The 26,718-nt window shown below is 70.8% G+C and carries 18 protein-coding genes and 2 pseudogenes; 6 read left to right on the forward strand and 14 right to left on the reverse strand.

The window, feature by feature from the left end; translation table 11 throughout:
* The first annotated feature begins 29 nt into the window (after window positions 1-29).
* The 4 genes from AB0D31_RS09855 to AB0D31_RS09870 are packed head-to-tail and all read left to right on the forward strand — an operon-like array spanning window position 30 to window position 3,275.
* Window positions 30-1,217 carry a cytochrome P450 gene (locus AB0D31_RS09855; protein WP_362719543.1) on the forward strand — a complete coding sequence of 396 codons (1,188 nt, stop codon included), beginning with the start codon at window positions 30-32 and terminating at the stop codon, window positions 1,215-1,217.
* On the forward strand, window positions 1,214-1,948 hold the full coding sequence (locus tag AB0D31_RS09860) for a thioesterase domain-containing protein (protein WP_362719546.1): 735 nt from the start codon (window positions 1,214-1,216) through the stop codon (window positions 1,946-1,948). Before AB0D31_RS09855 ends, AB0D31_RS09860 begins: the two co-directional genes overlap by 4 nt.
* Window positions 1,949-2,728 carry a thioesterase domain-containing protein gene (locus tag AB0D31_RS09865; RefSeq protein ID WP_362719548.1) on the forward strand — a complete coding sequence of 260 codons (780 nt, stop codon included), beginning with the start codon at window positions 1,949-1,951 and terminating at the stop codon, window positions 2,726-2,728.
* Between the two features lie 58 nt (window positions 2,729-2,786).
* Window positions 2,787-3,275, forward strand: coding sequence for a transposase (locus AB0D31_RS09870; RefSeq protein ID WP_362719551.1), 489 nt, complete (start codon window positions 2,787-2,789; stop codon window positions 3,273-3,275).
* 239 nt (window positions 3,276-3,514) lie between these two features.
* Here the strand turns inward: AB0D31_RS09870 and AB0D31_RS09875 are convergent.
* The 8 genes and pseudogenes from AB0D31_RS09875 to AB0D31_RS09910 all read right to left on the reverse strand — a co-directional run.
* Window positions 3,515-4,399: pseudogene (locus AB0D31_RS09875) on the reverse strand (ligase); the annotation flags it as partial.
* A gap of 478 nt (window positions 4,400-4,877) precedes the next feature.
* Window positions 4,878-6,590 (reverse strand): carbamoyltransferase N-terminal domain-containing protein, encoded by a 1,713-nt coding sequence (locus AB0D31_RS09880; RefSeq protein ID WP_362719553.1) that lies wholly within the window; start codon window positions 6,588-6,590, stop codon window positions 4,878-4,880.
* A 55-nt stretch (window positions 6,591-6,645) separates the two neighbouring features.
* Window positions 6,646-9,894, reverse strand: coding sequence for an aminotransferase class III-fold pyridoxal phosphate-dependent enzyme (locus AB0D31_RS09885; RefSeq protein ID WP_362719555.1), 3,249 nt, complete (start codon window positions 9,892-9,894; stop codon window positions 6,646-6,648).
* Window positions 9,895-9,916: 22 nt separating this feature from the next.
* On the reverse strand, window positions 9,917-12,451 hold the full coding sequence (locus AB0D31_RS09890) for a beta-ketoacyl synthase N-terminal-like domain-containing protein (RefSeq protein ID WP_362719558.1): 2,535 nt from the start codon (window positions 12,449-12,451) through the stop codon (window positions 9,917-9,919).
* 16 nt (window positions 12,452-12,467) lie between these two features.
* A complete protein-coding gene (locus AB0D31_RS09895) occupies window positions 12,468-15,815 on the reverse strand; it encodes an amino acid adenylation domain-containing protein (protein WP_362719561.1) in 3,348 nt (1,115 codons plus the stop codon).
* Between the two features lie 5 nt (window positions 15,816-15,820).
* Entirely contained in the window at window positions 15,821-17,230 is a 1,410-nt protein-coding gene (locus tag AB0D31_RS09900) for an acyltransferase domain-containing protein (RefSeq protein ID WP_362719564.1), read from the reverse strand.
* Window positions 17,231-17,596: 366 nt separating this feature from the next.
* Window positions 17,597-17,851 carry a phosphopantetheine-binding protein gene (locus AB0D31_RS09905; RefSeq protein WP_362719566.1) on the reverse strand — a complete coding sequence of 85 codons (255 nt, stop codon included), beginning with the start codon at window positions 17,849-17,851 and terminating at the stop codon, window positions 17,597-17,599.
* Window positions 17,848-18,054 (reverse strand): MbtH family NRPS accessory protein, encoded by a 207-nt coding sequence (locus tag AB0D31_RS09910; RefSeq protein WP_362719569.1) that lies wholly within the window; start codon window positions 18,052-18,054, stop codon window positions 17,848-17,850. The genes AB0D31_RS09905 and AB0D31_RS09910 overlap by 4 nt, the downstream gene beginning before the upstream one ends.
* A 222-nt stretch (window positions 18,055-18,276) precedes the next feature.
* Between AB0D31_RS09910 and AB0D31_RS09915 the strand changes: the two genes are divergently transcribed.
* Window positions 18,277-19,320 carry a MupA/Atu3671 family FMN-dependent luciferase-like monooxygenase gene (locus AB0D31_RS09915; RefSeq protein WP_362719572.1) on the forward strand — a complete coding sequence of 348 codons (1,044 nt, stop codon included), beginning with the start codon at window positions 18,277-18,279 and terminating at the stop codon, window positions 19,318-19,320.
* A 154-nt stretch (window positions 19,321-19,474) separates the two neighbouring features.
* Here the strand turns inward: AB0D31_RS09915 and AB0D31_RS09920 are convergent, their stop codons facing one another.
* Both AB0D31_RS09920 and AB0D31_RS09925 read right to left on the reverse strand, forming a co-directional pair.
* Window positions 19,475-20,704 carry a GNAT family N-acetyltransferase gene (locus AB0D31_RS09920; protein WP_362719574.1) on the reverse strand — a complete coding sequence of 410 codons (1,230 nt, stop codon included), beginning with the start codon at window positions 20,702-20,704 and terminating at the stop codon, window positions 19,475-19,477.
* A gap of 214 nt (window positions 20,705-20,918) precedes the next feature.
* On the reverse strand, window positions 20,919-21,983 hold the full coding sequence (locus tag AB0D31_RS09925; RefSeq protein ID WP_362719577.1) for a hypothetical protein: 1,065 nt from the start codon (window positions 21,981-21,983) through the stop codon (window positions 20,919-20,921).
* A 28-nt stretch (window positions 21,984-22,011) separates the two neighbouring features.
* Between AB0D31_RS09925 and AB0D31_RS09930 the strand changes: the two are divergent.
* Window positions 22,012-22,272 (forward strand): annotated as a pseudogene (locus AB0D31_RS09930) (isochorismatase family protein); the annotation flags it as partial.
* Here AB0D31_RS09930 and AB0D31_RS09935 read toward each other — a convergent pair.
* From AB0D31_RS09935 to AB0D31_RS09950, 4 genes are read right to left on the reverse strand one after another with little or no spacing between them, the layout of a single operon-like run.
* Window positions 22,223-23,062 (reverse strand): galactosyltransferase-related protein, encoded by an 840-nt coding sequence (locus tag AB0D31_RS09935; RefSeq protein ID WP_362719579.1) that lies wholly within the window; start codon window positions 23,060-23,062, stop codon window positions 22,223-22,225. The pseudogene AB0D31_RS09930 and the gene AB0D31_RS09935 overlap by 50 nt on opposite strands.
* Window positions 23,047-24,066: a glycosyltransferase gene (locus AB0D31_RS09940; protein WP_362719581.1), complete on the reverse strand. Its 1,020-nt coding sequence runs from the start codon at window positions 24,064-24,066 to the stop codon at window positions 23,047-23,049. Before AB0D31_RS09940 ends, AB0D31_RS09935 begins: the two co-directional genes overlap by 16 nt.
* Window positions 24,063-25,124 carry a glycosyltransferase gene (locus AB0D31_RS09945; protein WP_362719584.1) on the reverse strand — a complete coding sequence of 354 codons (1,062 nt, stop codon included), beginning with the start codon at window positions 25,122-25,124 and terminating at the stop codon, window positions 24,063-24,065. Before AB0D31_RS09945 ends, AB0D31_RS09940 begins: the two co-directional genes overlap by 4 nt.
* Window positions 25,112-26,224 (reverse strand): glycosyltransferase family 1 protein, encoded by a 1,113-nt coding sequence (locus AB0D31_RS09950; RefSeq protein ID WP_362719586.1) that lies wholly within the window; start codon window positions 26,222-26,224, stop codon window positions 25,112-25,114. Before AB0D31_RS09950 ends, AB0D31_RS09945 begins: the two co-directional genes overlap by 13 nt.
* Between the last annotated feature and the right edge of the window lie 494 nt (window positions 26,225-26,718).

Here is a 26,718-nt window from a genome sequence, read left to right on the forward strand (position 1 = left end):
GCAACGGCGGACTCGATCTCGTGGATCCGATGCTGTACAGCGACGGGGATGCTCCGGCGATCTGGCGTCGCCTGCGTGCCTTGGACAGCCTGCACTGGCAGCAGGTGGACAACGACAACGGATTCTGGTCGGTCGTCTCCTACGAGGACGCCGATCGCGTCCTGCGTGACTGGGCCGTCTTCACCTCCGAACGCGGCACTCTTGTCGACCTGCTCGGACACGACGACCCTGCGGGTGGACGGCAGCTCGCCGTAACCGACCCGCCCCGGCACACCGAGATGCGGGGCCGGCTCCACAAGGCGCTCACCGCGCGCGCTGTCGACCGGCAGCGCGACATGATCACCAGTCTGTTGGTCGAACTGATCGAACCACTCGGCGACGGAGGAGTCTTCGACTTCGCTCAAGCCACTCTGGCTCTTCCCATGGCCGTCAGCGGCACACTGATGGGCATCCCGCGGCGCGACTGGTCGTGGCTGAGCCGGCTGACAACGGTCTGCATTGCCGCCGACGATCCGGAGTATCAAGGCCCGGATGGCAAGGCCGCCACTCTGGAGACCGCGCACCGAGAGCTGTTCGCCTATTTTCAAGACCTCGTGGAGTTCCGGCGTGCGAACCCCACCGACGATTTGCTCAGCGTATTGATCGGGACCACTTTCGAGGGGCGCCACATGTCCCCGGGGGAGATCACGTCCAACTGTTACAGCTTGTTGCTCGGCGCTAACGTCACCACTCCGCATTCACCCAATTTCGTCATGGCCGAGTTCATCGGTACGGAGGTTCTTACCGACTGGGCCGCGCACCCCGAGGTCGATGCGACCGCCACCGAGGAGGCCCTGCGCTGGGCGTCACCGGTCAATCACTTCCTGCGCTATGCCACCCAGGACGTAGTCATGCACAATACGCCGATCGCCGCCGGAGATGCGGTGGTGGTATGGCTCGGTGCGGCCAACCGTGACGAAAAGGCGTTCCCCGACTCCGAGGTTTTCAATCTGAGGCGCAAGCCCAACAAGCACCTCGCCTTCGGGGTGGGGCCGCACTACTGCGTCGGTCACTCACTCGCGCGCCTGACCCTTCGCATCCTGTTCAGCGAATTGTTCGAACGATTCGATGATTTTCAAGCCGCCGGACCGACGGAACGACTGCGGTCGAACTTCGTTTCGGGCTTCAAGCACATCCCCATCACCGCCAAGCGGCGCACCAAAGGGAGAAGTTCATGAAGGGCATGAATCCTTGGCTGCTGCGCCGGCCCGATCCGGTGGCCACCGCCCGGATATTCTGTATCCCTTACTCCGGTACCGGCGCGGGGATGTACAACCATTGGCCGTCCAGCATCGGCGGTGTCGAACTCGTCCCGGTACAACTGCCCGGACGCGCGAACCGGATGCGAGAACAGGCGCCGACCACCTACGAAGAGCTGGCCGTGGACCTTGTGGCCGGCCTGGCGCCTTACCTCGACCGGCCGTACGGCTTCTTCGGGCACTGCGGCTCGGCTTTGGCGGCATACCAGGCCGCCGTCCAGGCCGAGGCGACAGGCTTGGCTGTTCCGGGCCATTTGTTCGTCTCCTCACAGGTGGCGCCGCAGGACGGCCCGACCGGACGGTTCCTGGAACTCGATGACGAGGGGCTGACCGACGAGCTCCGTATCATGATCGAAGCACGCGGCGGAAACCCGAGCCCGGATGTGCTCGAACTGGCGCTGGAAATCTTGCGTGCCGACATCGAGGTCAACAAGCGGTACGTCGTCCCCGACCCCGTCAGGCTGGCCATGCCGATCACGACCATCGGCTGGACCGAGGACCGCGAAGTCCCCCACCACGCAATGGGCGGCTGGAACCGGTGCGGAGATACGGATCACCACGTGCTTCCTGGGGCGCATTACCGGTTCCTTGACGGACCACCCGAGTTGTTCGAACTGTTCGCCGCCAGGCTGGGTGCGAAGGAGGCCTAGATGGCTGTTCAGTCACGGCGTGGTCCGGAGGCCAAGTGGTTCCGGCGGTTCGGTCCGGCCCATGAATCCAGGGCACTTCGCCTGTTCTGCTTCCACTACGCGGGTGGCAGTGCCGCCTCGTTCCGAGACTGGCAATCCCTGCTTCCGCCGTACGTCGAGGTGGTGGGCGTACAGCTGCCCGGCCGCGAGAACCGCTTCGCGGAGCAACCCTTCCGGGACATGCGACCGCTGGCCGAGGCCATTGCCGACGCGATGGCCGCAGAGCTGGATCCGCCGTATGCCTGTTTCGGATTCAGCATGGGCGCGCGCGTGGCCCTGGCGGTGTCGCACCTGTTGCGCGAGCGGGGCCTGCCGCAGCCCTCGCACATGTTCTTCGCGAGCAGTTGTGCTCCTTCCCGAGGCGTGCCGGTGCGCGGCTGGAACGAGTCGGATGAAAAGCTGATCGCCTATCTGCGTGAGCTCGGCGGCACAGCCGCGGAGATCTTCGACAGCCAGGAGTTCCTGGACATGTATCTGCCGACCGTCCGAGCCGACCTCACCGTCGTCGGCACCTGCCCGCCGCGAAGCGGGCTGCCGCTGGCGGTGCCGCTGCGTGCTTTCGCCGGCCTGGACGACACGGAAGCACCACCCGAGCGCATGCGGGACTGGTACCGGGAAACCTCAGCGGCGTTCAGCTTGACCACGGTGCCCGGCGGGCACTTCTTCGACCCCGCCGGCACCACCGAAATGATCAGCCAGATCGCGTCCGACCTCGAATGCACGGTGCGGAATCACCTGTGATGTCCGGCTCCGCGCGGAAAACCGCGGTCGGGGTTCCGGACGTCATGTTGCGAGGCGAGTGCAACTGACTGATACGGCACGGGATTTCAGCGAGCCGTGCCTGCCGGTCGGCGAGTACGGTCCGCACCCGGAGCGACTGCGGCGGCAGTTCGAGGGCGTGATCGGGCGGTTCAGGACCGTAGGGCAGTGGCGAGAGATGCCGTCGGAGTCCGGTGCGTGGTCGACCGTCTCCCATCGCGCGTGCTGCTGGTCACACCCCCGCGCATGGTGGGGGTCGGAGCGGGTTCGCCGCCCGTGCGGCGGGTGGCTCGTGAGCCGTGATCTTCCATCTTCGCCGTGCTTCGGGTGCGTCGGTACGGCGTCGACCTACAGCGAGGACAGCCCGGCGCCGTTGACGAAGCGGGGCCGCGGCTCCCCCTCGAACGCGAAGCCCAGCCGCAGCAGCGAGTTGATCCGCTCGACCAGTGCGATGTACGCGTCGTGGTCGGGAACGACACCGCCGACGACGCCCAGCGCTGTGGTGGCGACTCCACCGTCCAGGGTCTGACCGGGCCTCACGTAGAACCGGCAGTTGCTCACCCCGTCCAGGGCCCGCACCTCCTTCACCCCCTCGATCGCGACGACCTCGCAGGACCGCTGCGGCGCGAGCAGGATGAGCTGGAAGTGCACCCCCTCCACCGGGACCAGGCGCGGCGAGGCCGTCTCGCCGAGCGCGATGCGGGCGGCGTACGCGGTCAGGTCGAGATCCATCGCACTGAGCGAGAGCTCCTGGATGCCGCCGCCGAGACGGCCGTTGACCTCGATCAAGCGTGGCCCCTGCGCGGTGACCTTGAGTTCGGTGTGGGTGACGCCGGTGCGGATCCCCAGGGCCGCCACCGCGCTCCGGGCGAGGGCCGTGAACTCCTCGTCCTCCGCCCGGCCGAACGGGGACGGCCAGAACCGGCCCGTCTCGCGGAACGGCGGTACCAGGGGCGGCTTTCCCGTGACGCCGATGATGATCGGATCGCCCTCGACAACGGCGATCTCCACCGACACGTAGTCACCGAACGGCCCGGTCGGGCGGCCCACCAGGTACTCCTCCAGCACCAGGCCGCCGCCCTGGACCAGCCCCGGCCGGTCCAGCGCCAGCACCGTGCGCAGGTGGCCGAGCCCGGTGGCCTCGTCCGGGGCGTGGAAGGTGTTGCCGCTGGCGACCCCGTGGACGGGCTTCAGCACAGCGGGGAAGCCGACGTGCACGGTGGCGGCCGCCCAGTCCGCCTCGGTGTGGATCAGCGCGGTGCGCACCGAGTCCACCCCGGCCTCGCGCAGTGCCGCCCGCTGCTGCCACTTGTCGGTCAACAGCTCCGCCAACTGCCGCGTGTGGTAGCGGAGTTCGAGCAGCTCCGCCAGGTGCGCGGTGACCCGCTGCAGCTGCTCGCTGTAGGTGATGATGCCGTCGGGCCCGTACTTGCGCAGCCGTCCGGCCGTCTCCTCGACCGCGTCCAGGTCCATCTCCACCACCTCACCGAAGGCGGCGAGGATCGAGGCGATCCCGTGGGAGGCGTCGGCGGCGGGGATCACGAAGACGCACTCCGCCCAGCCCAGGGGGAGGGCCACCTCGGACGGGGGCGTTCCGTCCCGGTCGTGGACGACGATCAGAGTCGGCTTCTTCTGGGTGTGCTGAGGTGTCATCTGGCCCTTGCCCTTTCGTCGTTGACCAGCTCGTCGGCACCGGGGCCGGCGGCCGGCCGGTGCCGGGTGCGTACGTCGTCAGTGCGCCGCAGCACGGCCTCGCAGTCCCGGGCCGGCCCCTCGGCCCGGCCCGTCGACAGGGCCCGGCCGCTGAACTGCCGGGCCCCCCGGAGCCCGGCAGTTCACGTGCGCCCGCGCGGGGCGGGGACACCGCCGCGGATCTCGTCGGCCTGCAGCGAGGCGGCTTCGGGGCGGCGGCTCGGGCCGCATGCAGGACGCTGAGTGCGGCGGGGTCGACGCCGGCCGGTGGCCGCCAGGCGGAAAGTGCCTTTCCGCTGGGCTGACGGAGACCTTTGACAAGCCTCAACTCCCCGGCGCGGAAGGCACTTTCACGTTCCCGCTCATGACCCGGACACCGCCCCGAGTGAAACCCGCAGGCCACGGCATGAACGGCCGACCACCCAGGTCGAACGCCCTGTCAGAGCGCCGAGTCCTCCCGCCGGTACAGGACGCCCTCGCTCCACACCAGGTCGAGCTGGCCCCACTCGATCGCCGACGCCACGTCGGGGAAGAAACTGCGGCCGTTGTAGTTCGCGCTCGTGTTGCAGAGGACCGGGATGCCGCTGCACCTGTAGTACTCGCGCAGGATGGCGTGCAGGTTCGGGTCGTCGGACTCGTTGACGGTCTGCAGCCGTGCGGTGCCGTCCAAGTGCATCACGGCCGGGACGCGGTCGATCCACTCGGGACGGACCCAGTGCTCGAACAGCATGTACGGGTCCGGGGTGCCCGGGTCGAAGACGGTCGGGGCATGCTCTTCCAGGCAGATGGGCGCGACCGGCCGGTAGTGCTCCCGGGTCTTCACGTCGTTCAGGAGCCTCTTCATCGACGCCTCGACCGCCGGCGCGATGATGCTGCGTCCGCCGAGCGCGCGGGGTCCCAGTTCGGCACGGCCGTCGATCACCACCACGGGCTGGCCCGTGGTGTGCAGGATCTGGGCCACTTCCTCCGGTGTGCAGGGCGACGTGCTCCAGCCGTGCGGCACGGCCGGCGTCGGTTCGAGGGCCGGGCCCAGCCGGGCGCCCCACTCGATCGGCCGGAGCCCGGAGCCGCCGGCCGCGGCCAGGCAGGCCGTGCCGATGGCGACGCCGGAGTCGTCGGGGAACGGCGGCACCCACATGGCCTTGATCGTCGGGTGGGAGCGCAGGGCGCTGTTCCACTTGATGTTCAGCGCGCAGCCGCCGGCGAAGCACAGGTTCCAGGCGCCGCCGCCCTTCCACGCCTGGATCTTCCTGGTCACCCGGTCGATCAGCAGTTCCTCGAGGAACGTGTGGACGCTGGCCAGTACGTCCTCGTCGCAGAACCCGAGGGCGGCCGTGCGGGCCTGCACGGCAGAAAGGAACTGGTGCACGTAGGCGTGCGACGACTCACCGGTGCTGCCGCACCCGATGATGGTCCGCCGGTACTCCCGCACCCGCGGGGAGTCGGCGTCGAAGAACTCGAAGAACTCCTCGCGGAAGACCTGCTTGATCTTCTCCCGCGAGGTGCCGAGGGCGATGTACGCCATCATCTTCCCGGCCACGGAGAGGTCGTCGACGTTCCGCGACTTGTTCTGCCGCTTGAACGGGCCCCAGTACTGCGAGGTCATCGAGTAGGTGTGGCCGATGAGCGGGAACGCCTCGCCGCCGGCCTCGATCCGGCCGTCGGCGTCCACGCAGTACAGCCGCGGGAAGCAACCGCCGTCCCAGACCAGCACCATCGACGGCTCGCCGCGACGCGCGAACGGGCTGGTGCAGTAGGCCGAGGCCAGGTGGCCGGCGACGTGGACGTAGCTGTCGTAGTCCAGCGACTGGCCGCCGATCGCGATCCGGCCGCGGTGGCCCGGCAGCCCCGGGTCGGGCACCAGGTCGGTCTCCCGGTAGGGGGCGACCAGAACCTCGGTCCGTATCCCGCCGGCGCGGACGCCGACGCGCCCGCCGGTGGCGCCGTCCCAGCCGTCCAACGCCCAGGTGTCGACGTCGCCGACCTTGAGGCCGAACTTGTCCATGACGCCGACCAGGTCGTCGAGTTCGTCGACGTTGCTGTATCGGGCGCCGTTGGCGATCTTCTGCATTTCGACGTTGAACACCAGACGGTCCTCGTCGAGGATCGCGATGCCGCCGCTCTGCGTGAGCTTCAGGCCTGCTGTGATCATGGTCTTACGGCTCCCGTATGTCCGAGGGCTGATGTGGTCGTGTCGGAGGTGGTGCTCAGAGGTCGTCATGGCCGGGCCGATCGAGCTGGGCCAGGGGGCGTTCGCCGTGCGCGACGAGGTCGGCGAGCAGGTTCTGGTAGCGGTGGGCGATGTCGGCGGTGAGGTCGGGGGCGACGACGTCCGTCGCGATCTCGAAGTCGCACCGGAGGCCGTCCGCGCCCTCGATGATGTTCAGTGCCAGGGGGTGGCCGGTGTGAACGATCGGCAGCGGGTCGGCGTCCGACACCGTGAGCCCGTCCATCGGGGGTGCCGCCACGCGGCGGTAGAACGAGATGGACGTCGCGAGCAGGTCGGCGCGTAGGCCTGTCCCGGGCGCGAGTTCGTCGAGCAGGTCGGCGAACGGATGGTCCTGGGTCTCGAGCCCGGTCACGAGGTGTTCCATGACCTCGGCCACGTAGTCCGCGGCCAGGATGTCCGCCGTCCGTCGTAGACGCAGCGGCAGCAGGTTCGAGCAGTACCCGACCACCTGGTCGAGCTCCGGCGGTCGGCGTGCGGCCAGGACCGGGACGACGATGTCGTCCTGCCCCGTCACCTGGTGCAGCACGGCGCCCCAGGCCGCGATCAGGAAGGCGAACGCCGTCGCGCCCTGCTCCCGGGCGGTGTCGCGCATCCGGTCGCAGAACTCGGAGTCGATCCGGATGCTGTGCCGCACGGCCCTGTAGGGGAAGGGACCGGATGGTCCGGGCCCGGGCAGCTCCGGAGCCACCGCGCCCTGGAGCAGGGCGCGCCAGTGGTCGCGGTGCTCGGCGGCGTCGGGGCCGACGACGACCCGCTCGTGCCACGCGGTGTAGTCCCGGAACTGTGCCGCGGGCGGCAGCAGGGGCCGGACATCCTGACAGCCGGCGTTGTACAGCGCGACGAGGTCGTCGACCAGGACGCCGAACGACCAGCCGTCCACCGCGGCGTGCGCCCCGGAGATCAGCAGCAGATGCCGCTCCGGAGCGGTCCGTACGATCGCGGCGCGGAACACCGGCCCGCCCGCGAGGTCGAGCCGCTGCTCGGCCCAGGACCGCCGGAAGCGGTCGAGGTCGTCGTCGTCCGGGCAGACGTGTTCGGTCAGGACCTCGTCCAGCACCGTCTCCGCGGCCGGACGCACGACGAGCGTCACGCCGTCGGCGGCGAGCGTGGTCCGCAGGGTCTCGTGCCGCGCGACCAGGTCCTGCACGGCGCCGCGCAGCGCGTCCCGGTCCAGGCGACCGTCCAGCCAGAAGCCGACGGACATCTGGTACGCCGGCACGCCACCCTCGTCCAGGGCCGCCTGCTGGCGCTGCGCGAGGGTGCTGCGCGGCGTGGGCGGCGGCGCCACGGCCCCGGACGGCGCCGCCCGGCCGGGGCCGAGCACACCGTGCTCCCGCAGTTCGGTCACGGAGTCGCGGACCGCTGCCCGGATGTGGTCGAGGTCGGCCTGCTCGTGCGCCGTGGACAGGAAGAAGTTGCGCAGCTCCCAGACGAAGACGCCGCGGTCGAGGAGGTTGAAGTACAGCGGGTCCATGTTCTGTTCGTGCTCGAACCGGAAGAGCGAGGAGAACCTGCGGACGTCGATCGGCACGTCGAGCTCGCGGAAGTCGGCATTCAGCCCGTCGACGAACACCTCGGTCTTGCGATCGAGGTCCCGCTGCAGGGCCGGGCCCTCGCCGCGAAGCCGGTTCAGAACGGCCCGGGCCGCCACCATGGTCATCGGGTGCTGCGAGAACGTGCCGGCGAAGAAGGTGGACTCCGCGGTCGGCCGGGAGTCGTCGCCGAAGTCCCACACGCCGCCGTCGATCGTGTCCATGATCCCGCCCCGGCCGGCGATCACACCGATCGGCATCCCGCCGCCGATGATCTTGCCGTACGTGGCCAGGTCGGCCTCGATGCCGTAGAGCCCCTGGACCCCGGCGGGGTGGCAGCGGAAACCGGTCACCATCTCGTCGAAGATCAGCTTCGTGCCGTGCCGCTGGGTGATCTCCCGAACCCGGCGCAGGAACTCGGGGTTCTGCACTCCGGGGGTGCGGAGGGTCACCGGCTCGGTCATCACCGCGGCCAGCCGCGGACCGTGCCGGTCGATGAACTCCAGGGCGTCGTCGGTGCCGAATTCGAGCACGTGGACGTTCTCCACCGCGCGCGCCGGGATGCCCGAGGTGATCGGCCGGGTGGTCCGCACGCCGTTCGCGGAGGAGGCCGCTGCGAGCACGCTGTCCGCGTGACCGTGGTAGGCGGTGGAGAAGACCACGACGTCGTCGCGGCCGGTCGCGGCCCGGGCCATGCGCAGGGCGGTCATGACCGCTTCGGTGCCAGTGTTCAGGAAGGCGACCCGCTCCATGCCGGTGAGTTCGAGCAGGCCGGCGGCGACCTCCTCGACCACCTCGGTGCGCGAGGCGATGACGTAGCCGAGGTCCAGCCGCTCGCGCAGGGCCGTCATGACGGCGGGCGGGTTGTGCCCGAGGAGGTGAACGCCCCAACCCATGGTGAGGTCGACGTACTCGTTGCCGTCGATGTCCCACAGCCGCGCGCCTCGACCGCGGTCGGCGACGATCGGGTACAGCATCTCCTTGGTCGTCGGCCGGAAGTTGATGGACGAGCGGCTGTCGGCGATCAGTGGACGGAACCTCTGGGCGAACTCCTTCGAGCCCTTCGTCCGGCTGCCGAACCGCTGGGCCAGGACCTTGAGATACCGGGCCCGCTGCTCCGACTCCACGAGTCCGGCTCCGCCGCGCGCACCGGGTGCGAGCGGGGCGGTCGGCCGGGACGAGGCCGGTCGCCCCGCCGGGCGGGTCGCGGGCGCCGGTTCGACAACGACCGGTCCGGTGCCCGTGGTCTTGCCGCCCGCCAGGAGTTCGAGCTGGCTTCGCATGACGGCGAGCTGTTCGGTGATCAGGCGCTCGACGGCCGTCGTGGCGCCGGGCACCGGGAGGGTGTCGGTCGGGAACGGCGCCACCGGTACGGGTGCGGGGGTCCGCGGCATCTCGACGGCCGCTGTGGTCACCGCGCCGGCGGCCGGGGCCGGCGTGGCCTCAGCGGGTGTCCTGGCCGGCGCGTTCGCCGCCAGGTGCGCCGCCAGCGCGGCCGGCGTCTGGAGGTCGCCGAACAGCTGCCGGAGCGAAACCTTGCAGCCGAAGCGTTCCTCGACCAGCCGCAACATGCCGAGCAGCGCCATCGAGTCCGCGCCGAGTTCGGCGAACGAGACGTCCGGATCCAGCGCGTCCGGGCGGATGTCGAAGTAGTCGCCGACCATCGCGACGACCTCTGGGAGCAGTGGCTCCACGGTGTTCTCCTCGTGGTTCATGTCAGCCGAGCCGGGCCAAATGCGCCGCCAGGCGGTCGATCGTCGGGTTCTTCAGCAGATCGATCGTCGGCAGGGGGACGCCGAGCTCCGTCCCGATCCGGCGGGCGAGCCGCACGGCGAGCAGCGGGTCGTCGTCGATGTCGAAGATGCTCCGGTCGTAACGGTCGACCTCGGTGCGCAGCACGTCGGTCCACACCTTCGCCAGCAGCCGCTTCAACTCCTCGCCGCGCGGCGGGCGGGCATGGATGGCCGGCGGCGCCTGGTCCGGTTCGTCCAGCCGCAGCCTGCTGCGATAGAGGGGGTGCGCCGGCAGCGGGACCCGGCGGGGCTCCTGGTCGGACCAGTCGGACCTGTCCGCCGGCACACCCGCAGTCCACAGTCGGGCCGCTTCGTGGAGCAGCCGCGCCACGGGCGACGACTCGAAGTCGCCGTCCGGACCGAGGTCCCCCGGCAGCGGTTCGGCCGGGGTTCCGATGACGACCACCGTCGCCCCGTCCGCGGTCCGGTTCTCGAAGGCCTCGGCCAGCCGGCCGCCCTCCCACACGTCCCGAGTCCAGTGCAGCGGGTCGAGGGCTCGCGACTCGGGCAGCTCGCCGCCCACGACGGCCGACAGGATCGGGACGCGCGGGACCCGCGGCCGTACCTGCGGCGGTCCGTCGAGCAGCCCGGCCCGCCAGGACAGCAGGGCCAGTGCCTCGGCCTCGTCGAGGACTCCGACGAAGCAGGCCGCGAGGACTTCACCGGCTCCGGCGCCGCCGACCGCGTCGGGCTGCGCGCCGGATTCGGCCCACAGCGTCGCGAGCGCCAGTGCGGCGGTCACCCGCGCGGCGGGCGGACTCTGCGCGCCGGTGAGGGCGCTGTCGGTGGACCGCTGTGCGAGGGCGGCCACGGCCGGCACCCGCTCGGCCAGTACCTGGAAATCCTCGACCGGGACTTCGCCGAACAGGAACGATATGGCCGGGGCGGCCTCCGCCGTCGGCGCCGCCGCGGCCCCCGCGGCGATCGCCCGCAGTCCGGCCACGGCGGTGGCGTGGTCGTCCGCGACGACCGCGCCGCGATGCGCGAACCCGCGCCGGCCGGCCCGCAGCGTGTGGTCGACGTCGGCGAGGTCGGGGGCGTCCGGCCGCGCCAGCGCGTCGGCCAGCCGGCCGGCCAGGTCCCGCAGCGCCCGGTCGCTCTTGGCGCTCACCGCGAGCAGTCGGGGACCGGCGTCCGGTGTCGGCCGCGCGGGCAGCGGTGGCGCCTCCTCCAGCACGACGTGCGCGTTCGTGCCGCCGATGGCGAACGAGCTGACCGCGGCCCGGCGCGGGGTCGGGCCCGGCTGCCATGCCATCGGCAGCGTGTTGATGTGGAACGGGCTGCCGGCCAGCTCGATCTCCGGGTTGGGCCGGGTGAAGGTCGGGTGGCCCGGGATCTCACGGTGTTGCAGGGCCAGCACCGTCTTGATGAACCCGGTGATCCCGGCGGCGGCGGCCAGGTGCCCGACGTTCGCCTTGGACGAGCCCAGCGCGCACTGCCCGGGCCGGGCGCCACCGTCGACGAAGGCCTCGCTGAGAGCGGTGAACTCGATGGGGTCGCCCAGGGCGGTCGCGGTCCCGTGCGCCTCGACATAGGTGATGGTGTCGCTGTCCACCCCGGCGACCGCGTGCGCCTCGCTGATCACCGCCCGCTGCCCTTCGACGCTGGGGGCGGTGTAGCCGATCTTGTCGGACCCGTCGTTGTTGACCGCCGATCCCTTCACCACGGCCAGGATGCGGTCGCCGTCCTCGATCGCCTCGGCCAGCCGCTTGAGGGCCACCAGGCCGACGCCGTCGCCGAACGTGGTGCCGTCGGCATCCGCGTCGAAGGGACGGCACCGGCCGTCCGGGGAGAACATCATCCCCTCGCGGTGGACGTAGCCCGGATACGCGTTGGCGATCACCGAGACGCCGCCGGCCAGGGCGATGTCGCACTCCCCCGCGATCAGGCTCTGCGCGGCCACGTGCACCGCGACCAGCGATGTCGAACAGGCGGTCTGCACGGCGACGCTCGGCCCCTTCAGGCCCAGCTTGTAGGAGATCCGCGTGGTCAGATAGTCCTTGTCGTTGGCGACCATGAGTTCGATGCCGTCGTAGGTCAGCAGGTCGCAGCAGCGGGCGACGACGTTCGTCAGGTACGTGTTCATCGCCGCGCCGGCGAACACCCCGATCGCCTGATTTCCGGCCCCGCCGGAGTAGCCGATGGTGTCGAGCAGTTCCGCGGCCACCTCCAGCGTGATGCGCTGCTGGGGGTCGATCAGCTTCGCCTCGCGCCGGGTGTAGCCGAAGAACTCTGGGTCGAAGTCGAAGGCGTCGGGCAGGACGGCGGCTCGCCGGACGTAGCGCGGATCGCGGAGTACCGTCTCGGGCACACCGGCCGCGCGGAGTTCGTCGTCGGTGTAGGTGGTCAGCAGCTCGTCCCCGGCCCGCAGCCGGCTCCAGAGCGTGTCTACGTCGGGCGCGCCGGGAAACCGGCCGCACATCCCGATGACGGCCACGTCGTTCGGTCGGATCGTCATGTCGTTCCCGTCGGCGTCAGGCATTCTTCCCGCCCCGTTCCCGGGCCCGCAGGCGCGCGTCGCGGACCGTGTCGCCCGCCGGTCGGATACGTCGGCTCGACGTTCGCTCCCGGTCGCGGCTCCCGCCTGCGCCGGCTTGGGCGGGCGCGGCATCGCCCCGGCCGAGGCGCGCGGCGAGGCTGGCCACGGTCGGATAGCGGAACAGCTCGGACCCCTTCAACGGCGGGTCCACGGCGTCGCCGTCGAGGAGTTCGTAGACCTGCAGCAGCAGCATGGAGTTGCCGCCGAGATCGAAGAAGTTGTCCTCGCGGCCGATGCCCTGGCGCTGCAGCACCTGCTGCCAGACGGCCGTCACCCGGCGCTCGCGGTCGCTCGGTGCCACGGCGGCGCCGGTCGGCGCGGGCACGCTCGCGAACTGCTCGGCCAGTCGCGTGCGGTCGACCCGCTGACCGGCGTCCAGCGGGAACGTGGAGACGAACGCGATCGCGGTGGGCACCAGGTGAGGCGGCAGCGTGGAACGCAACTTTGCTCTCAGGGCGTCTTCCGTCACCTTCGACCCCGGCTCGGGAATCACGCAGGCGACGAGGCGGCTGTCGTCGCCCGCGCCGACGACCAACGCCGCCGACCTTCCGACACCGGGCACTTCGTCCAGCCGGGCTTCCACGCCTTCCGGTTCGACCCGGAACCCGCCGATCCGCACCTGATTGTCGACACGTCCCAGGATTTCCAGTTGCCCCCGGCTGTTGATCCGCGCCAGATCACCGGTGCGGTACAACCGCCCCTGCGGGTCGAGCGGGCTGTCGAGGACGCGTTCCTTCGTCAACTGCGGCTGGTTGAGGCAACCCCGGCCGACGCACACTCCGCCGAGGTGCAGTTCGCCGGTGAACTCCGGCGGCACGGGCTGCCCGTGCTCGTCGAGTACGTGGAGCCGGGCGTTCGCCAGCGGGAGTCCGACCGGCACGTCGGTTCCCGCACAGTCCTCGGACCGGACGGGCTGCCCGGTGGCCCAGAGCGTGGTCTCGGACGGGCCATACGTGTTCCACAGCGTCCCGCACCACTCCCGTACGGTCCGGGCGAGCGGCGCGGGCAGCGGCTCGCCACTCGACACGACGTGCCGCAGCGCCAGACCCTTGGTCCCGGTCCGCCGGACCACACCGGACAGGCCGTGCAGGGCGGAGGGGGTTCCGGCCATGAGCGTGACCCGTTGCTCGACGAGCAGCGTGTGGAAGAGGTCGGGCGATCGGGCGGCCCCCGACGCCACGACGACCAGGCACGCCCCGGCCAGCAGGGTGCCCCACAGCGACAGATCGGAACCGGCCGGGAGGAACGCCCCGACCGCGGTCTCGTCGATGCCGACGTGCTCACGCATCGAGTCCAGCAGCGTCAGGACATGGCCGTGCTCGACATCGATCCCCGTGGGCGTCCCGGTCGAGCCGGAAGTGTAGACGGTGCGGGCCACGTCGCCGGCGCGCGGCAGATCGTCGGGCTCGCCGGCCGGCGGCAGCTCGGCGTCCGGCATGACCAGGACCGGCACCGTGGCACCGTCCAGCAGCGCGGTCAGGTCCGGCTGGGTGAGCACCACGCGCGCTCCGCTGTCCTCGAGCACCGTCCGGGACCAGGCCGCGGGATGGGACGGGTCCAGGACCACGTAGGCCGCCCGGGCCCGCTGGACCGCGACGATCGCGGCCACCGTGTCGAGGGAGGGTTCGAGCAGGAGGGCGACCCGGCTGCCCGGCCCGACGCCCTCGGCCCGCAGCCGGGCCGTCCAGCGCCCGGCCAGCTCGTCGAGCTCGGCATACGTGAGCTCGTCGCCTTCGCAGCGCACCGCCGTTCGATGGGCATGCTGCTCCGCGGCCTGCCGGAAGCGGGCCGCCAAGCTGTCGTCCGACGCGACGGACACCGGCACGGGCTGCCGGTCGACGCCTTGCCCGGCCTCGTCCAGGATCGGCAGCTCCGCCACGCTGCGGTCGGGGCCGGCGACCGCGGCCCGCAACAGCGTCGTGTAGTGCTCGGCGGCACGGCCTGCCGCGGCGGCGGAGAAGACGGACTTGCGGTACTTGAGCACTCCGACGAGCCGGTCGCCGTCGTGGACGACCTCGAGCATGAGCTCGAGCTGGTTGTCCTGCTTGTCCAGCGGGAACGGCGCAGCGGTCAGTCCGGCCCAGGGGGCCGGGGACGCGCCCTCGTCGGCGACGTGGAGGGCGGCGTGCGCCGGATGCCGACCGGACTTCTGGTAGATGAACATCGTCTGGAAGATCGGATTGCGGCCGTCCGCCCGGCGCGGCGCCAGCTCGCTGACGAGCAGCTCGAACGGATAGTCCTGGTGCTCGAACGCCTGGGCCACGGTGCGGCGGGTCCGGCCGAGCTGCTCGCGGAAGGAGACCGCGTCGCTCAGGTCCGCACGCAGCACGACGGGGTTCATGAAGTTCCCGACGCAGTCGGCCAGCGCCGGGTCGGTGCGGCCGGCGAACGGGCTCCCGACGAGCACGTCCCGCCCGCCGGTGTAGCGGCCGACCAGCAGCTGAAAAGCCGTCAGCAATACCGCGTAGGGCGTGACCCCTTCCGCCTTGGCCAGCGCGAACACGTCCGCGGCGAGGTCGGCGGGGATGGGGAACATCAGCGAACCCCCGCCGTCGACGTCCGCCGGGTCCAGATCGAACCGGGGCCATTCGGCCGACTCCAACCGACCGGACAACTGGGTGTGCCAGTAGGCGCGGGCCCGGGCGCCCCGGTCGTCGGCGATCAGCTCACGCTGGTACGCGACGAAGTCGCTGTACGGCTTGTTGTCTCCGGGCAGCCCCGCCGGGCGCCGTTCGACCTCGGCGGCGTAGAGCTGCTCGAGTTCGGCCAGCATGGTGCCGAGCGACCAGAAATCGCACACCACATGATGGGCCGCCAGCAGAACGACCGCTTCTCCGGGCGCCACCCGGTAGGCCCGCGCTCGAAGGGGCGATCCCGACACGAGGGCGAACGGCTCGCGATAGGCGGCACGCACCGCCTCCTGGAGTTCTGCTTCGGTCCACCGCTGCGCGTCCACCTCGACGAAGTCGGGTTCGAGCCAGCCGTGAACGGTCTGGCAGCCCGTGGGGCCGCCCCCGTCGTCGGCGCCCGCCCGACTGAAGGTGGTGCGCAGCGCCGCGTGCCGTCCGACGAGCGACTGCAGCGCGCGGTGGAACGGGGCGGAGTCGAATCCGCCCGTGAATCGGGCGGTGAGGGCGACGTTGTAGGACGCGCTGTCCGGGTCCATCTGGTGCAGCATCAGCAAGGAGCTCTGCGCGTACGAGAGCGGATGCTCCGTGCGCGCCTGTCCGGCCCGTGCCCGAAGCACCGCCTCCAGCTTCTTGCGGAGGTCGTAGTCAGTCATGAGTGTCACTCCTCGGTCGATCCGACGGGGGTGGAAGCGCCTGGGCCTGCCCACAGCGGCAGGAGGTCCTGCAATTGGTCCTCGGTCAGCCCGTCGAGCGAGGCCAACAGCCGCTCCGCCTCCTCGGGCGTGAGCTGGTCCGGCCCGCCCGCCTCCTCGCCGGTCCCCGCCGCGAGTTCGAGCCCGAAGACCTCGACGATCGGTCGGCCCGCGTCGTCGACGACCGAGACGTCGACGACCTCTCGCTCCGTCCCACCCACCCGGTGCCGGACCACCGCGACTCCGGACCTCGCGGCGCTCGCCGACTCGTGGATCACGACCCGCTCGATCCGGAACGGCAACTCGGTGGAAGGCGCCGGAGCCGGCCGATCCGCTGCCGGCCGATCCGCACCGGCTGTCCGCCCCGTGGCACGGAACGGCGCGTGATACCTCACCCAGTCGACCGGAATCCCCGCCTCCTCCAGGTGGGTCAGGTGTTCCAGGACCGTCACCGAATCCGGTGTCCGAGGCGACAGCCCCGACAGCCAGAGCTCGTTCCCGCCGCTCTGCGCCCGGCCGGCCGTGGTCAGCGTCCGTCCGGGACCCACCTCCAGGAAGACCGTGCAGCCGTGGTCCATCAGTGCCCGCACTCCCCCCATGAACCTGACCGGTGAGGTGAGCTGCCGGCCCCAGTAGTCCGCGCCGAGCTCCCCGCCTTCGGCCCAACCCCCGGTGAGGTTCAGCGCCAACGGCACGGCCGGGGTCCGGTGCCGGATCCGGCCGGCCGCCTCGACCAGCGCCGGGACGGCCGGAGCGACCGACGTCGAGTGGAAGGCGTGGGTGGTCTCCAGCGCGATCGTGAGCCAGCCCCGCCGCTCGAACGCAGTCACCAACTCCGCCATCGCCTCGTCGGTCCCCGAGACGACGATCCGCTCCGGAGCGTTGTACGCGGCCACCGACGCCGCGTCGCCGTATGCCGCGACCAGGCTTTCCAGCTCCGCCGGGTCGGGGCCGCCCACGGCGACCATCCGGCCGGCGCCGGGCACCGCCGCGAAGGCCCGGCCGCGGGCGCTGACGAGTTCGAGCCCTTCCTCGACGCCGAACACCCCTGCCACACAGGCGGCCGCGTATTCGCCGAGGCTGTGGCCGACCACCGCGTCCGGCCGCACCCCGCACGAGGTCCAGAACTCCGCCAACGCGACCTGCAGGAGGAAGACCGCGGGCTGGAGCAGCTCCGCCCGGGTCTGTGCGGCCGGGTCGGCGAACACGTCGAGCGGGCTGATGCCCGTGAGTCGGCGGAACTGCTCGGCGTGCCGGTCGACGCCCGCACGGAACAACGGGTGCTCGCGATGGAGCTCGACGCCCATGCCGACGTACTCAGAACTCTGCCCCGGAAACAGGAATCCGGTCCACGGCCGGGCTCCGGCCGCCGTCACGAGGTCCTCCCGCGCCGCGGCACGGGCCGGGCGCCGGCTGCTCCCGGGAATGCGGCTCTCTTTCGGAGATGACCTCCGGTCGCGGGATCACCGTCCGAATCCGACGCGACCTGAACATTGTTGTACGGCATTCCGGGCACGAAGGAACTCCAACCGATCTATCACATCTGGAAAAAGTCAGCCGCGTGAACCCGCGACGACATCCAACTAGCTGGAACGGGATGACGCCGATTTCCAGAAGAGGTCGAAGCGCCGTTTACTGAAGGCGCTACCGCCGGACCACGAACATATGGGCCGGGACACCGTCCACCGCAAGGTGACGTCGGCTCGATGTCTTGCCGGCGAGACAGGATTTCGGCTTCTGCCTCACGCCTCGCCGACCAGTTCGGTCAGCACGTCGCTGAGGTCGCTGAGCAACGGGTTCTTGAGGATGACGCCCGTGATCCGGGACACCCCGAGTTCCTGGCGGAGGGCCTGGCCGAGGCGGACGGCGATGATGGAGTTGCCACCCACCGCCAGGAAGTCGTCACCGATGCCGATGTCCGGATTCCCCAGCAGCTCCCGCACCTTGACCACCACCAGCTCGTCCATGGGGTTACGGAACTCGCTGTCGACCGTCATCCGACCACCTCTCGCAGGCTGGCGGGCCGCATGTCCGACCAGTGTGCGGACACGTATTCAAGACAGTTCGTCCGTGTGTCCGCGTCGTGCGCGACCGCCCAGCCGGCGGGCACGGCATGGGACGCCGGCCACAGCGAGTACTGCTCCTCGCCGTTGACCAGGACCAGATGAACGCCTTCCTCGTCTTCGAATGGATTGGCCACGGCTCTCCTGTGTGAACGAAACCTGATTTCCCTGAGGACGGGTTCATCGTGCGCTTGTCTCGCCGGCGAGACAACACTCCATCGGCCGTTTTCCGTCGCGGTCCGCGGTGGGTTCGTCTGCGAAGAACGAGGGTGCTATGAATCGGAAGCGGGCGCATTTGTTGACCGATGTTCGCGACACACCCGCGACTCCGAACCCGTATCCGCTGGGGAGAACACACGATGGATCTCAGCCTCTTCTATTTCGCCAACGACAGCGGAGGCGCCGAGGACGACCGGTACCGGTTGCTGCTCGAAGGCGCCCGCTTCGCCGACGAGAACGGCTTTGCGGCGGTGTGGACCCCGGAACGCCATTTCCACCCCTTCGGTGGGACCTATCCGAACCCGTCGGTGACCAGTGCGGCGATCGCTGCGACCACGGAGCGTGTCAAGATCCGGGCGGGCAGCGTCGTGGCACCGTTGCATCACGCGCTGCGGATCGCCGAGGAGTGGTCCGTGGTGGACAACATCTCCCGGGGCCGGGTCGGGGTGTCCTTCGCCTCCGGCTGGCACGCCGTCGACTTCGCCCTGAATCCGGCCGCGTTCACGAACCGCCGGACGGAGATGTACGAGCGGATCGAGCAGGTGCGTGCCTTGTGGCGCGGCGAGTCGATCGAGGTCGCCGACGGCGCGGGGAGCCAGGTGAAGGTGCGGTCGTTCCCGCCGCCGGTCCAGGCCGACCTGCCGATCTGGGTCGCCAGTGTCGGCGACGTCGAGACGTTCCGGAGCGCCGGCCGGATCGGAGCCGGGCTCCTCACCCACCTGCTCGGCCAGACTCCCGAACAACTGGCGCACAAGATCTCCGAGTACCGGAAGGCCGCGGCCGACACCGGTTGGCCGGGACACGTCGTGGTGATGGTGCACACCTACCTCGGCGAGGACACCGACAGCGTCCGAGAGCTGGTCCGGCCGTCGCTGAGCGACTACATGCGCAGCTCACTCGGGCTCATCCTGGCGTCGGACCTCAGCACCGGAGACCTGGAGCCGGACGAGATCGACATGCTCGTGGAGCGGGCCTTCGAGCACTACTTCGACAACGTCGGCCTGCTCGGCTCGGTCGAGAAGGGCGAGCAGGTCGTGGCGCGGCTCGCGGAGCTCGGCGTGGACGAGATCGCGTGTCTCATCGACTTCGGACTGCCGACGGACGAGGTCATGACCGGTCTGGCCTATCTCAAGCAACTGCAGGACGCGTGCGCCGCCGACGCACCCGACCAGCACACGACCTGACCCCCCGGCGGCCGTCCCCTTAACGGGACCGCGCGGTCCGCATGTGGAACGCGCGGTACGTGCGTCGGATGCCGGCCAGGTTGTCGGGCCGGGAGCGTCTGCCCCGCGGGGTGACTGTGGGCCGATGCGACTTGTGCAGGGTCGGCGAGCGCGGTCAGAACCAGTGCACGCAGTGCGGGAGACGTTCGGCGCGGAAGAGGGCGTCGGCGAGGGCGACCGCGCTCGGGTGGTGGGCCCCAATGTGTCCGGCACGCACGAGCGTGCTCGGGGCGGTGCCGCCGAGGTAGATCGAGCCCAGGTCACGCACGTCCAGGGACAGGTCGGGCTCCCGGTCTGTCGGGACGCAGACGGCCTTGCCGTCCTGGACGGTCAGCAGGTAGCGGCCGTGTTCGCCGAGGAACGGGTCGTCGACGTCGAGGACAAGTTCGCCGTCCGTGAACCAGCCACGTGCGGTCAGCGCACCCGGGATGTCCAGCAGCCGCACCCAGAGCCAGTCCATCTCGCCGCCCACCTCGCCGGCTCGGAGGTCCGCAAGCTGCCAGCGCAGCGGGTGCTCGGGCGGGACGTGCCTGAACACGACCTGAGAGACCAGGTCGTGTCCGAGTGCGAACCGGGCCAGGGCTGTGAAGACGGCGGCGTCGGTGGCGATGGTCTCGTCGACCGTCAGGGTGCCGGACTCGACCGCGTAGCTGGCGTACCCGTCAGGGATGCCGTCGGCGTCCCGGTGGACGGCGACGTGGCGCGGCGCCGGCGATATCGGGGGCTGCCCCGCGCGCAGGGCCCACCAGCGGTGCGGCCGGGACAACGCGCCGGGCTGGGCGCGGCGGTAGCGGTCGTAGACCTCTTCCAGGATCTCGCCGCACTCGGCACGCCGCAGTACCTCGACCGAGGTGTTGTCCGGGCCGGCCGCGGGGGCGCCCGTGACGGCACGGGCCCGGGGAACGGCGAGGGCGGCTCGCTGGCGCGGCACCGTCAGCCGGTGTGTGTAGGTCGCCGGTCCGTAGCCGAACCTGCCGTAGATGGAGGCCTCGGAGGCCAGCAGCACGGAGAGGAATTCTCCTCGGGCCCTGAACTCGCCGAGCTGGTGCCGCATCATCGTGCTGAGCACGCCTTGGCGCCGGTGGGAGGGCAGGACGCCGACAGCGGTCACCCCGGAAGCAGGGATGACGGTCTCACCGGGCAGGGTGAGTTCAAAAGGGTGCGCGGCGGCGGTGCCGACGGGCCGTCCGTCCGCGGTCAGGGCGAGCAGGCAGCGGTCCGTTTCGAGCGCCGACCACCAGAGCCCACCGCCCTCTGTCGGGGTTTCCGGGAAGCGCCCGAACGCGGCATGGACTGTGTCAACGAAGACATCGAGATCCTCGTCGGTCGTAGAACGGATCTCCATCGCTGCCGTGCCTCCTCGGAATACCGGCACCACGTCTCGTGGTGTCCGGCCTCAGTGCCGTGTCGACTCGCGGCCCGGTCAAACGAATTATGGCTCAGCCCGGGCCGGTCACAGCACAATCCGGCCCCAGCCCGGGACCGTAGCCTCCAACGGCGATGGCTGATCTGGTGGGAGGGAGGGCCACCGGCAGGCTGACCGGCGGCCAGGGTGCGGGTCAGCCGCTGATGGTGGCCAGGCCGGCAATTCCGGCCGCGTACATGACGAGGACGGCAAGGCTGTCGACGCCCATCCGCAGGTACTGGCGCTTGGGCCGGAAGACCAGGCCGGCCACGTAGACGCCGGTCAGGACGACGCCCAGCGCGGTCAGGTAGATGTCCGTGTGGTGCGCCGCGGGAAGGACCGGCTTGCCGGAGATGAGCGTGGCCAGCAGGAACAGCACGGGCAGGAACGCGTTGCCGCCGAAGATGTCGCTGATGGCGAGTTGGTAGTCGCCCAGCTTCGTCGACGTCAGTCCGGTACTGACCTCGGGCAGGGAGGTGGCCGCCGCCAGCACCGTGGCGCCGAACAGGATGCCGGACAGACCCTGGCGGCCGAAGAACTCCTCGCCGGAGCGCTCGATGAGCACGCCGGCCACCAGTGTCGCGGCCGCGGCGACGCCGAAGACGGCTCCGGCACGGGCCGTACTGACGCCCTTGTCGCTGGCGGACTTCTCCTTCTTGCCCTTGGAGTGCCCACGCGGTTGCGGCTGAGCGCCGGGCGCATCACCGCCGGCCTGCCACGGCAGACCCTTGCCGGCCCGGTTCAGCAGCACCAGGCCCACGATCCAGAGCACCGTGATGGCCAGGGACGCGGGATCCAGGCGGACGAACGTCAGGTCCCCGGGCAACTGCGTACCCATCACCACCACCGCCAGCACGGTGATCACCAGGGCGCCTTCCAGGACCAGGACCAGACTGGCCGCGAGCCGGGTCAACGGGGCACGCGGACGCACCCCGGCGGCGTCCAGGACCACGAGCACCACGGTCTGGAGGGCGATGCCGCCGAGGATGTTGCCCACTGCGACATCGAGTTGCCCGTCCATCGCGGCGCTCGCGGTGATCGCGATCTCCGGCAGGTTCGTCGCGATGGCCAGCATGATCAGACCGCCGAGCGCACTGCCAAGGCCCAGCCGTTCCGACAGGACGTCCGTCGTGTCCGACAACTTGATGCCCGCGTACCAGATCACTGCAGCGCTGACGACGAACAGCACCAGCAACACCGGTGAACTCAAAGATCCCATGACCCGTTCAGTACCCCTGGCCGGCGCGGGGGAACGCGGCATCCTGCCGGGACGGGTGCTGTTCGGCGGTGGTCACGCCGGGCAGTGCGTGCTGTACTCCGCGCTGGACGCCCACATCGGGCACTTCCAGGTCATCGTGGCTCCCGAAGCGGTCCCGCACCTCGACACCGACCTCGCGGACGCCGCCTTGCGGATGATGCAACGCACCATGGCCGCGGTGACGTGTTCCGCCGACGTCATCACCTTCGATCCGGCTCACCGACTTCGGTCTTGCGCCAGCCATCCGTAGCGGCGTCGTACGCCACCAGACCCCGCTCTTCGAACGCGCGCAGCCACCCCTGCATGGGCCAGGAGCCCCAACGCGCCTTGTACAGCGCGCCGTTGCGCAGAATGTCGTCGAGGTGCTGAACGGGCGGGCTGTGCGTCGGGTGGTACTGGTGGTACGCGGGCGCTCCGCCCACCCACCACAACTCGACGCCGAGCGAGGCGGCACGGGCGGCGAAGTCGGTGTCTTCGCCTCCGTAGCCGGTGTAGGACTCGCAGAATCCCCCGACGCGCCGCCACGTGCTCGCGGTGAGGGCGAAGGACAGTGACCAGAACAGGGCTGGGTCTCCGGCTCGCACGACGTGCTCGTCGGCCGGGGCCGGGCGGGCGGAGTGCGGCGCGGCCATGGCGTCCAGTTCGTGCAGCCGGTAGCCGTGGGATGGCGGCGGCGGGAGGTAGGCGACGGTTCCGCACAACAGGGCGCCTTCAGCGGCGACTTGGGCGTAACGCCGCACAAGCGTGGGGCCGGGCACACAGTCCACGTCCAGGAAGACCAGCAGCTCCGCGCCGGCCGCGAGGGCGCGTGTGGCTCCGGCATTGCGGGCGGCGGCCAGCGGTAGGCGCCCGTCCAAGAGAGGCAGAGCGCTCACGTCCGCGACGGGCTCGCGCCCGGCGGTGAGGCGGGGGATGGCCGGGTCGGCCATGGCTACGACCACGTAGTGGTCGGGGAGGCGGGTGCTGGCGGCGAGGCCGTCCTGTTGGAGCAGCAGGTGGGTGTGCCGGCCCGCCGCGATGGTGATCACCGCGGTGCGCATGCGTCCCGCCGGGACGTGGGAGATGACAGGCGGGCGAGGAGCTCCGCGGCGCGCCGTGCGCCGTCGCCCGGTGACCACTGGGCCCAGCGGTCCGGTCGCGCGGCCGTTTCTTCCAACAGGCCTGGCCATACAGGCGGTTGCGGCCAGGTGTCCCGTACGGTCGCAAGTCCCGATGCGCGCAGCGCCCGGGCGGTGGCGTGCTGCTCGCCGTGGGGTCGATCCTGCGGGATGACGAGGGTGGGGACTCGGGCGGCCGCGCATTCCGCGATGGCGTTCTGGCCGGCGTGGGTGACGACGACCCGGGCGCGGCAGAGCACGGGCCACGGGTCCTCGATCCATGAGCCCTCCGGGCCGCCCAGCACGGTCCACCTCCAGTCGGGGGTCGCTGCTGCCGCTTCCCTCAATCGCTCGGCGTCGAGATCCGTGCCGCCGGCGCCGAGCATGACCACGACCTCCTTGGCGGAGGATGCACCAGATGGCCGGGAAGCGGGGCGTGGCCGGCCGTCGTACCGCGAAATGCTTCCGGTGTGCAGGGTTTTGGCCAGCCAGTGGGCCGGCCATCCCGGCTCGGGCAGGGAGTCCGGCCAGGGGGCCAGGAGCGCGTCGGCGAGGTCGTAGCCCAGCCGGTGGGCCTCGTCCTGACGGTCGCCGCGCATGGCCGCGACGACGACCGGGACACCCATGAGCCTGGCCAGGGCGGCGGCTTCCACCGACACGTCGCTGACGAACAGCCGGGGCTCCTCGCGCCGGATCCAGTCGGCGATGGCGCCCATGCGTTCGCGGTGCCCCGGATGGTGCAGAGGCACCCAGTGCAGGCGCCCACGGGCCGTCGGGTCGAGGGGTTCGAGCGCGGTGTCGGCAGACAGAGAGACCCATGGTCCCGGCCATCCGGAAGGCCGGGAGAGCGAGGAGAGGACGGTGACCTCGCCCGGTACGTGAGCCGCGATGCACTGGGCCCGGTGCAGGTGCCCGCGCCCCTGGTGGTGGACGTAGTAGCCGATCACCGCGCCACCTCCTCATACAGGGCGGTATAGGCGTCGGCGGCCCGGTCGAGCGAACAGAACCGTTCCGCCCGTCGGCGAGCCTCTGTGCGGTCCAGTTTCATGGCACGCGGGATCAGTTCGGCCAGCGCCTCCACGTCACCCGGTGACGCCAGCAGACCGCAGTCGGGCGTGAGGATCTCGGCGAGCGCACCCCGGTCGAAGCCGCACACGGGGGTGCCACACGCCAGCGCCTCGGCGACCACCAGACCGTACGGCTCGTCCCACCGTGGCGTGACCAGGGCGGCGCCCGCCGTCCCCAGCAGCTCCACGAGCCCGGACCGATTGAGATGGCCGACGTACCGCACGTCCTCGCCGAGCAGGGGCTCGACCTCCTCCTCGAAGTACCGCCTGTCCGACACCGGGCCGGCGAGCCGCAGGGGTACCCCAGCCGACCGGGCGGCCCGGATCGCCAGATGCGCGCCCTTCTCCGGGACCAGGCGCCCCGACCACGCGAGGTCGTGACCGCCGGGGCCCGGCCGCCAGAAGTCCGTGTCGATTCCATTGCGTACCACGCGGGCCCGCGGCACGCTGGACCGCCAGGCGGACGCCGTGAAATCACTGACCGCGGTGAACACCACCGGGCAGACGTCACGGGCCTGGATGGCGGACTCCAGCCAGGGCGTGGGCGGAGTGTGCAGCGTCGTGACCACCGGCACCCGAAGGGCAGGCGCCATCGCGATCGGCAAGTAGTGCAGGCTGTTGTTGTGCACGACGTCGAACCGGTTCGCGCCGTCCTCGGCCAAGTCCAGCATCAGCCCGAGATAGGCGTGGTGCTCCTCCATCCAGACGGCCCCGGGCATGCTGACGTCCGCGCGCGCGGCGGAACTCAACGCGGCTCTGCGCACCGGCAGTTCGCGTGCGCCGAGGGCCGGATCGGAACCGGGTGCCGCGAACAGCTCCACCTGGTGGCCCCGCCGCGTCAGCGTATGGGCGAGCCCCCACGTGTGTGCTTCGAGGCCACCGGCGAACGGCTCGCTGATCGGGAAACGTGCGGACGCGATCAGAGCTACCCGCACCATGCCGCCTCCCGTACGACAGCGTCGTAGAGCGCGTAATGGGCGTCGGCGATGTCGGACCGTTCCTGAACGCGCCGGCGCACGCTCGCCCGGGGCGCGGGCCGCCGGTCGAAGGCGGTGAGCACAGCTTTGCGTAGTGATTCCTCGTCAAGCCCGCCATCCTGAGTGTGCCCGTACGTCAGACACGGCCGCTGCTGGGCGTAGAACCCGCAGTCCGGTGCGGCGACCGCGGTGCCCAGGTCGTGGCACGCCTCCAGCCATCCGGAGTGGGTGCCGAACAGGTAGGGCAGTACGGACAGGTCGAGCGATGCGAGGTAGTCCCAGAGCTGGTCGTCGTCGAAGTAGTCATGCACGTGAAGGGTGAGGCACCCTCGATCGGCCAGGGCGCGCAGCTCACTCACGAGTGCCGGAGCGTGGGCCGGGGACGCCGCGTCCGCCACGTCACGGTGGATATTCACCTGCAGCTCCGCCCCCGGGAGTTCGCCCGCGGTGTCGGCGAGGACGCGCACGACGGGCAGCACGGACATGTTGGGGCGCAGGCTCTTGGCGTGCACCCCGATCCGGAAACGGTCGCGCGGAGGCCGCACCTGGGCCAGCCGCGGCAGTTCGACCACGTGAGGATGGGGCAGGACGGTGGCCGTGCGCCCCCACCGATCGTCGATGGCACGGGCGGCACCCGGGGTGAGCGTGATGAGCCGGTCGGCTGCGGGCACGATGACGTCCAGGGCCGCGTCGTGGATCGCGGGGTCGGGCTGATGCGGATTGCGCAGATCGTGCACCGTATAGACGAATGGTTTGCCGTGGCGCCGCAGAGCGTCCACGAGGGCGGTCAGCTGCTCAGGACTCTGGGCGTCGAACCCGAAGTGCAGATGGAAGACGTCGAAGTCGTCGTGGTGCTCGCTCACCCAGGCCGGGTCGAGCATCACCGGGGGCCACCACCGCTGCGACGTGCTCGGCGCGCCGTTGGGCCGGGGATCGCGCAGCCGCGTGACGCCGTCGGACTCCGGTACGGAGCAGTGCCGCACGTACACATGTCCCGCGGGCACCGAGGCGACCCGGATTCGGCGTGCAGCGCGGGCCGGTGGTGTCGGTCGATCGGACACGTGTGTCCTCCAGTGCTGGGGGTAGCCGGGCGGCCCTGCCCGTTCCAGTCTGTGGAGCCCCGCCGATTGCCGCATCCGGAACGCCGCTCGCGTCGCGGCCGCGCCCCCGTTCCGTCGGGCTACGGGACCGCCAGGGGCTCTGTGCGCCCACCGAACGGGGAAACGAACCGCGGGGCACCGCCGGGCTCCACGGCCACCCGGGTGACACCCACGAAGATCATCACCATCTGCGGCTGGTGACAGCGTTCCTACCAACACACGAGATGGCCACGCGTTGAGCGCCGTGGTGGAGTACGGCTGCGTCACCCGGGTCTACCTGGTGAGGACCCGCGGAAGCTGTCGCGGCTGGACGAGACGTCGGAACTCGCGAGGTGGGTCGCAGGTGGGGGGTGCGAGGGGGCGGGGTGCGGGGGGCGGGGTGCGGGGGGCGGGGGGCTTCGCGTTCCTGGCGGTCGCACCCACCCGGTGCACCCACCGCCCGGTGGATCGGCATG

The organism is Streptomyces sp. NPDC048361 (assembly GCF_040651795.1).
In the GTDB taxonomy this organism is placed as follows: Bacteria; Actinomycetota; Actinomycetes; order Streptomycetales; family Streptomycetaceae; genus Streptomyces.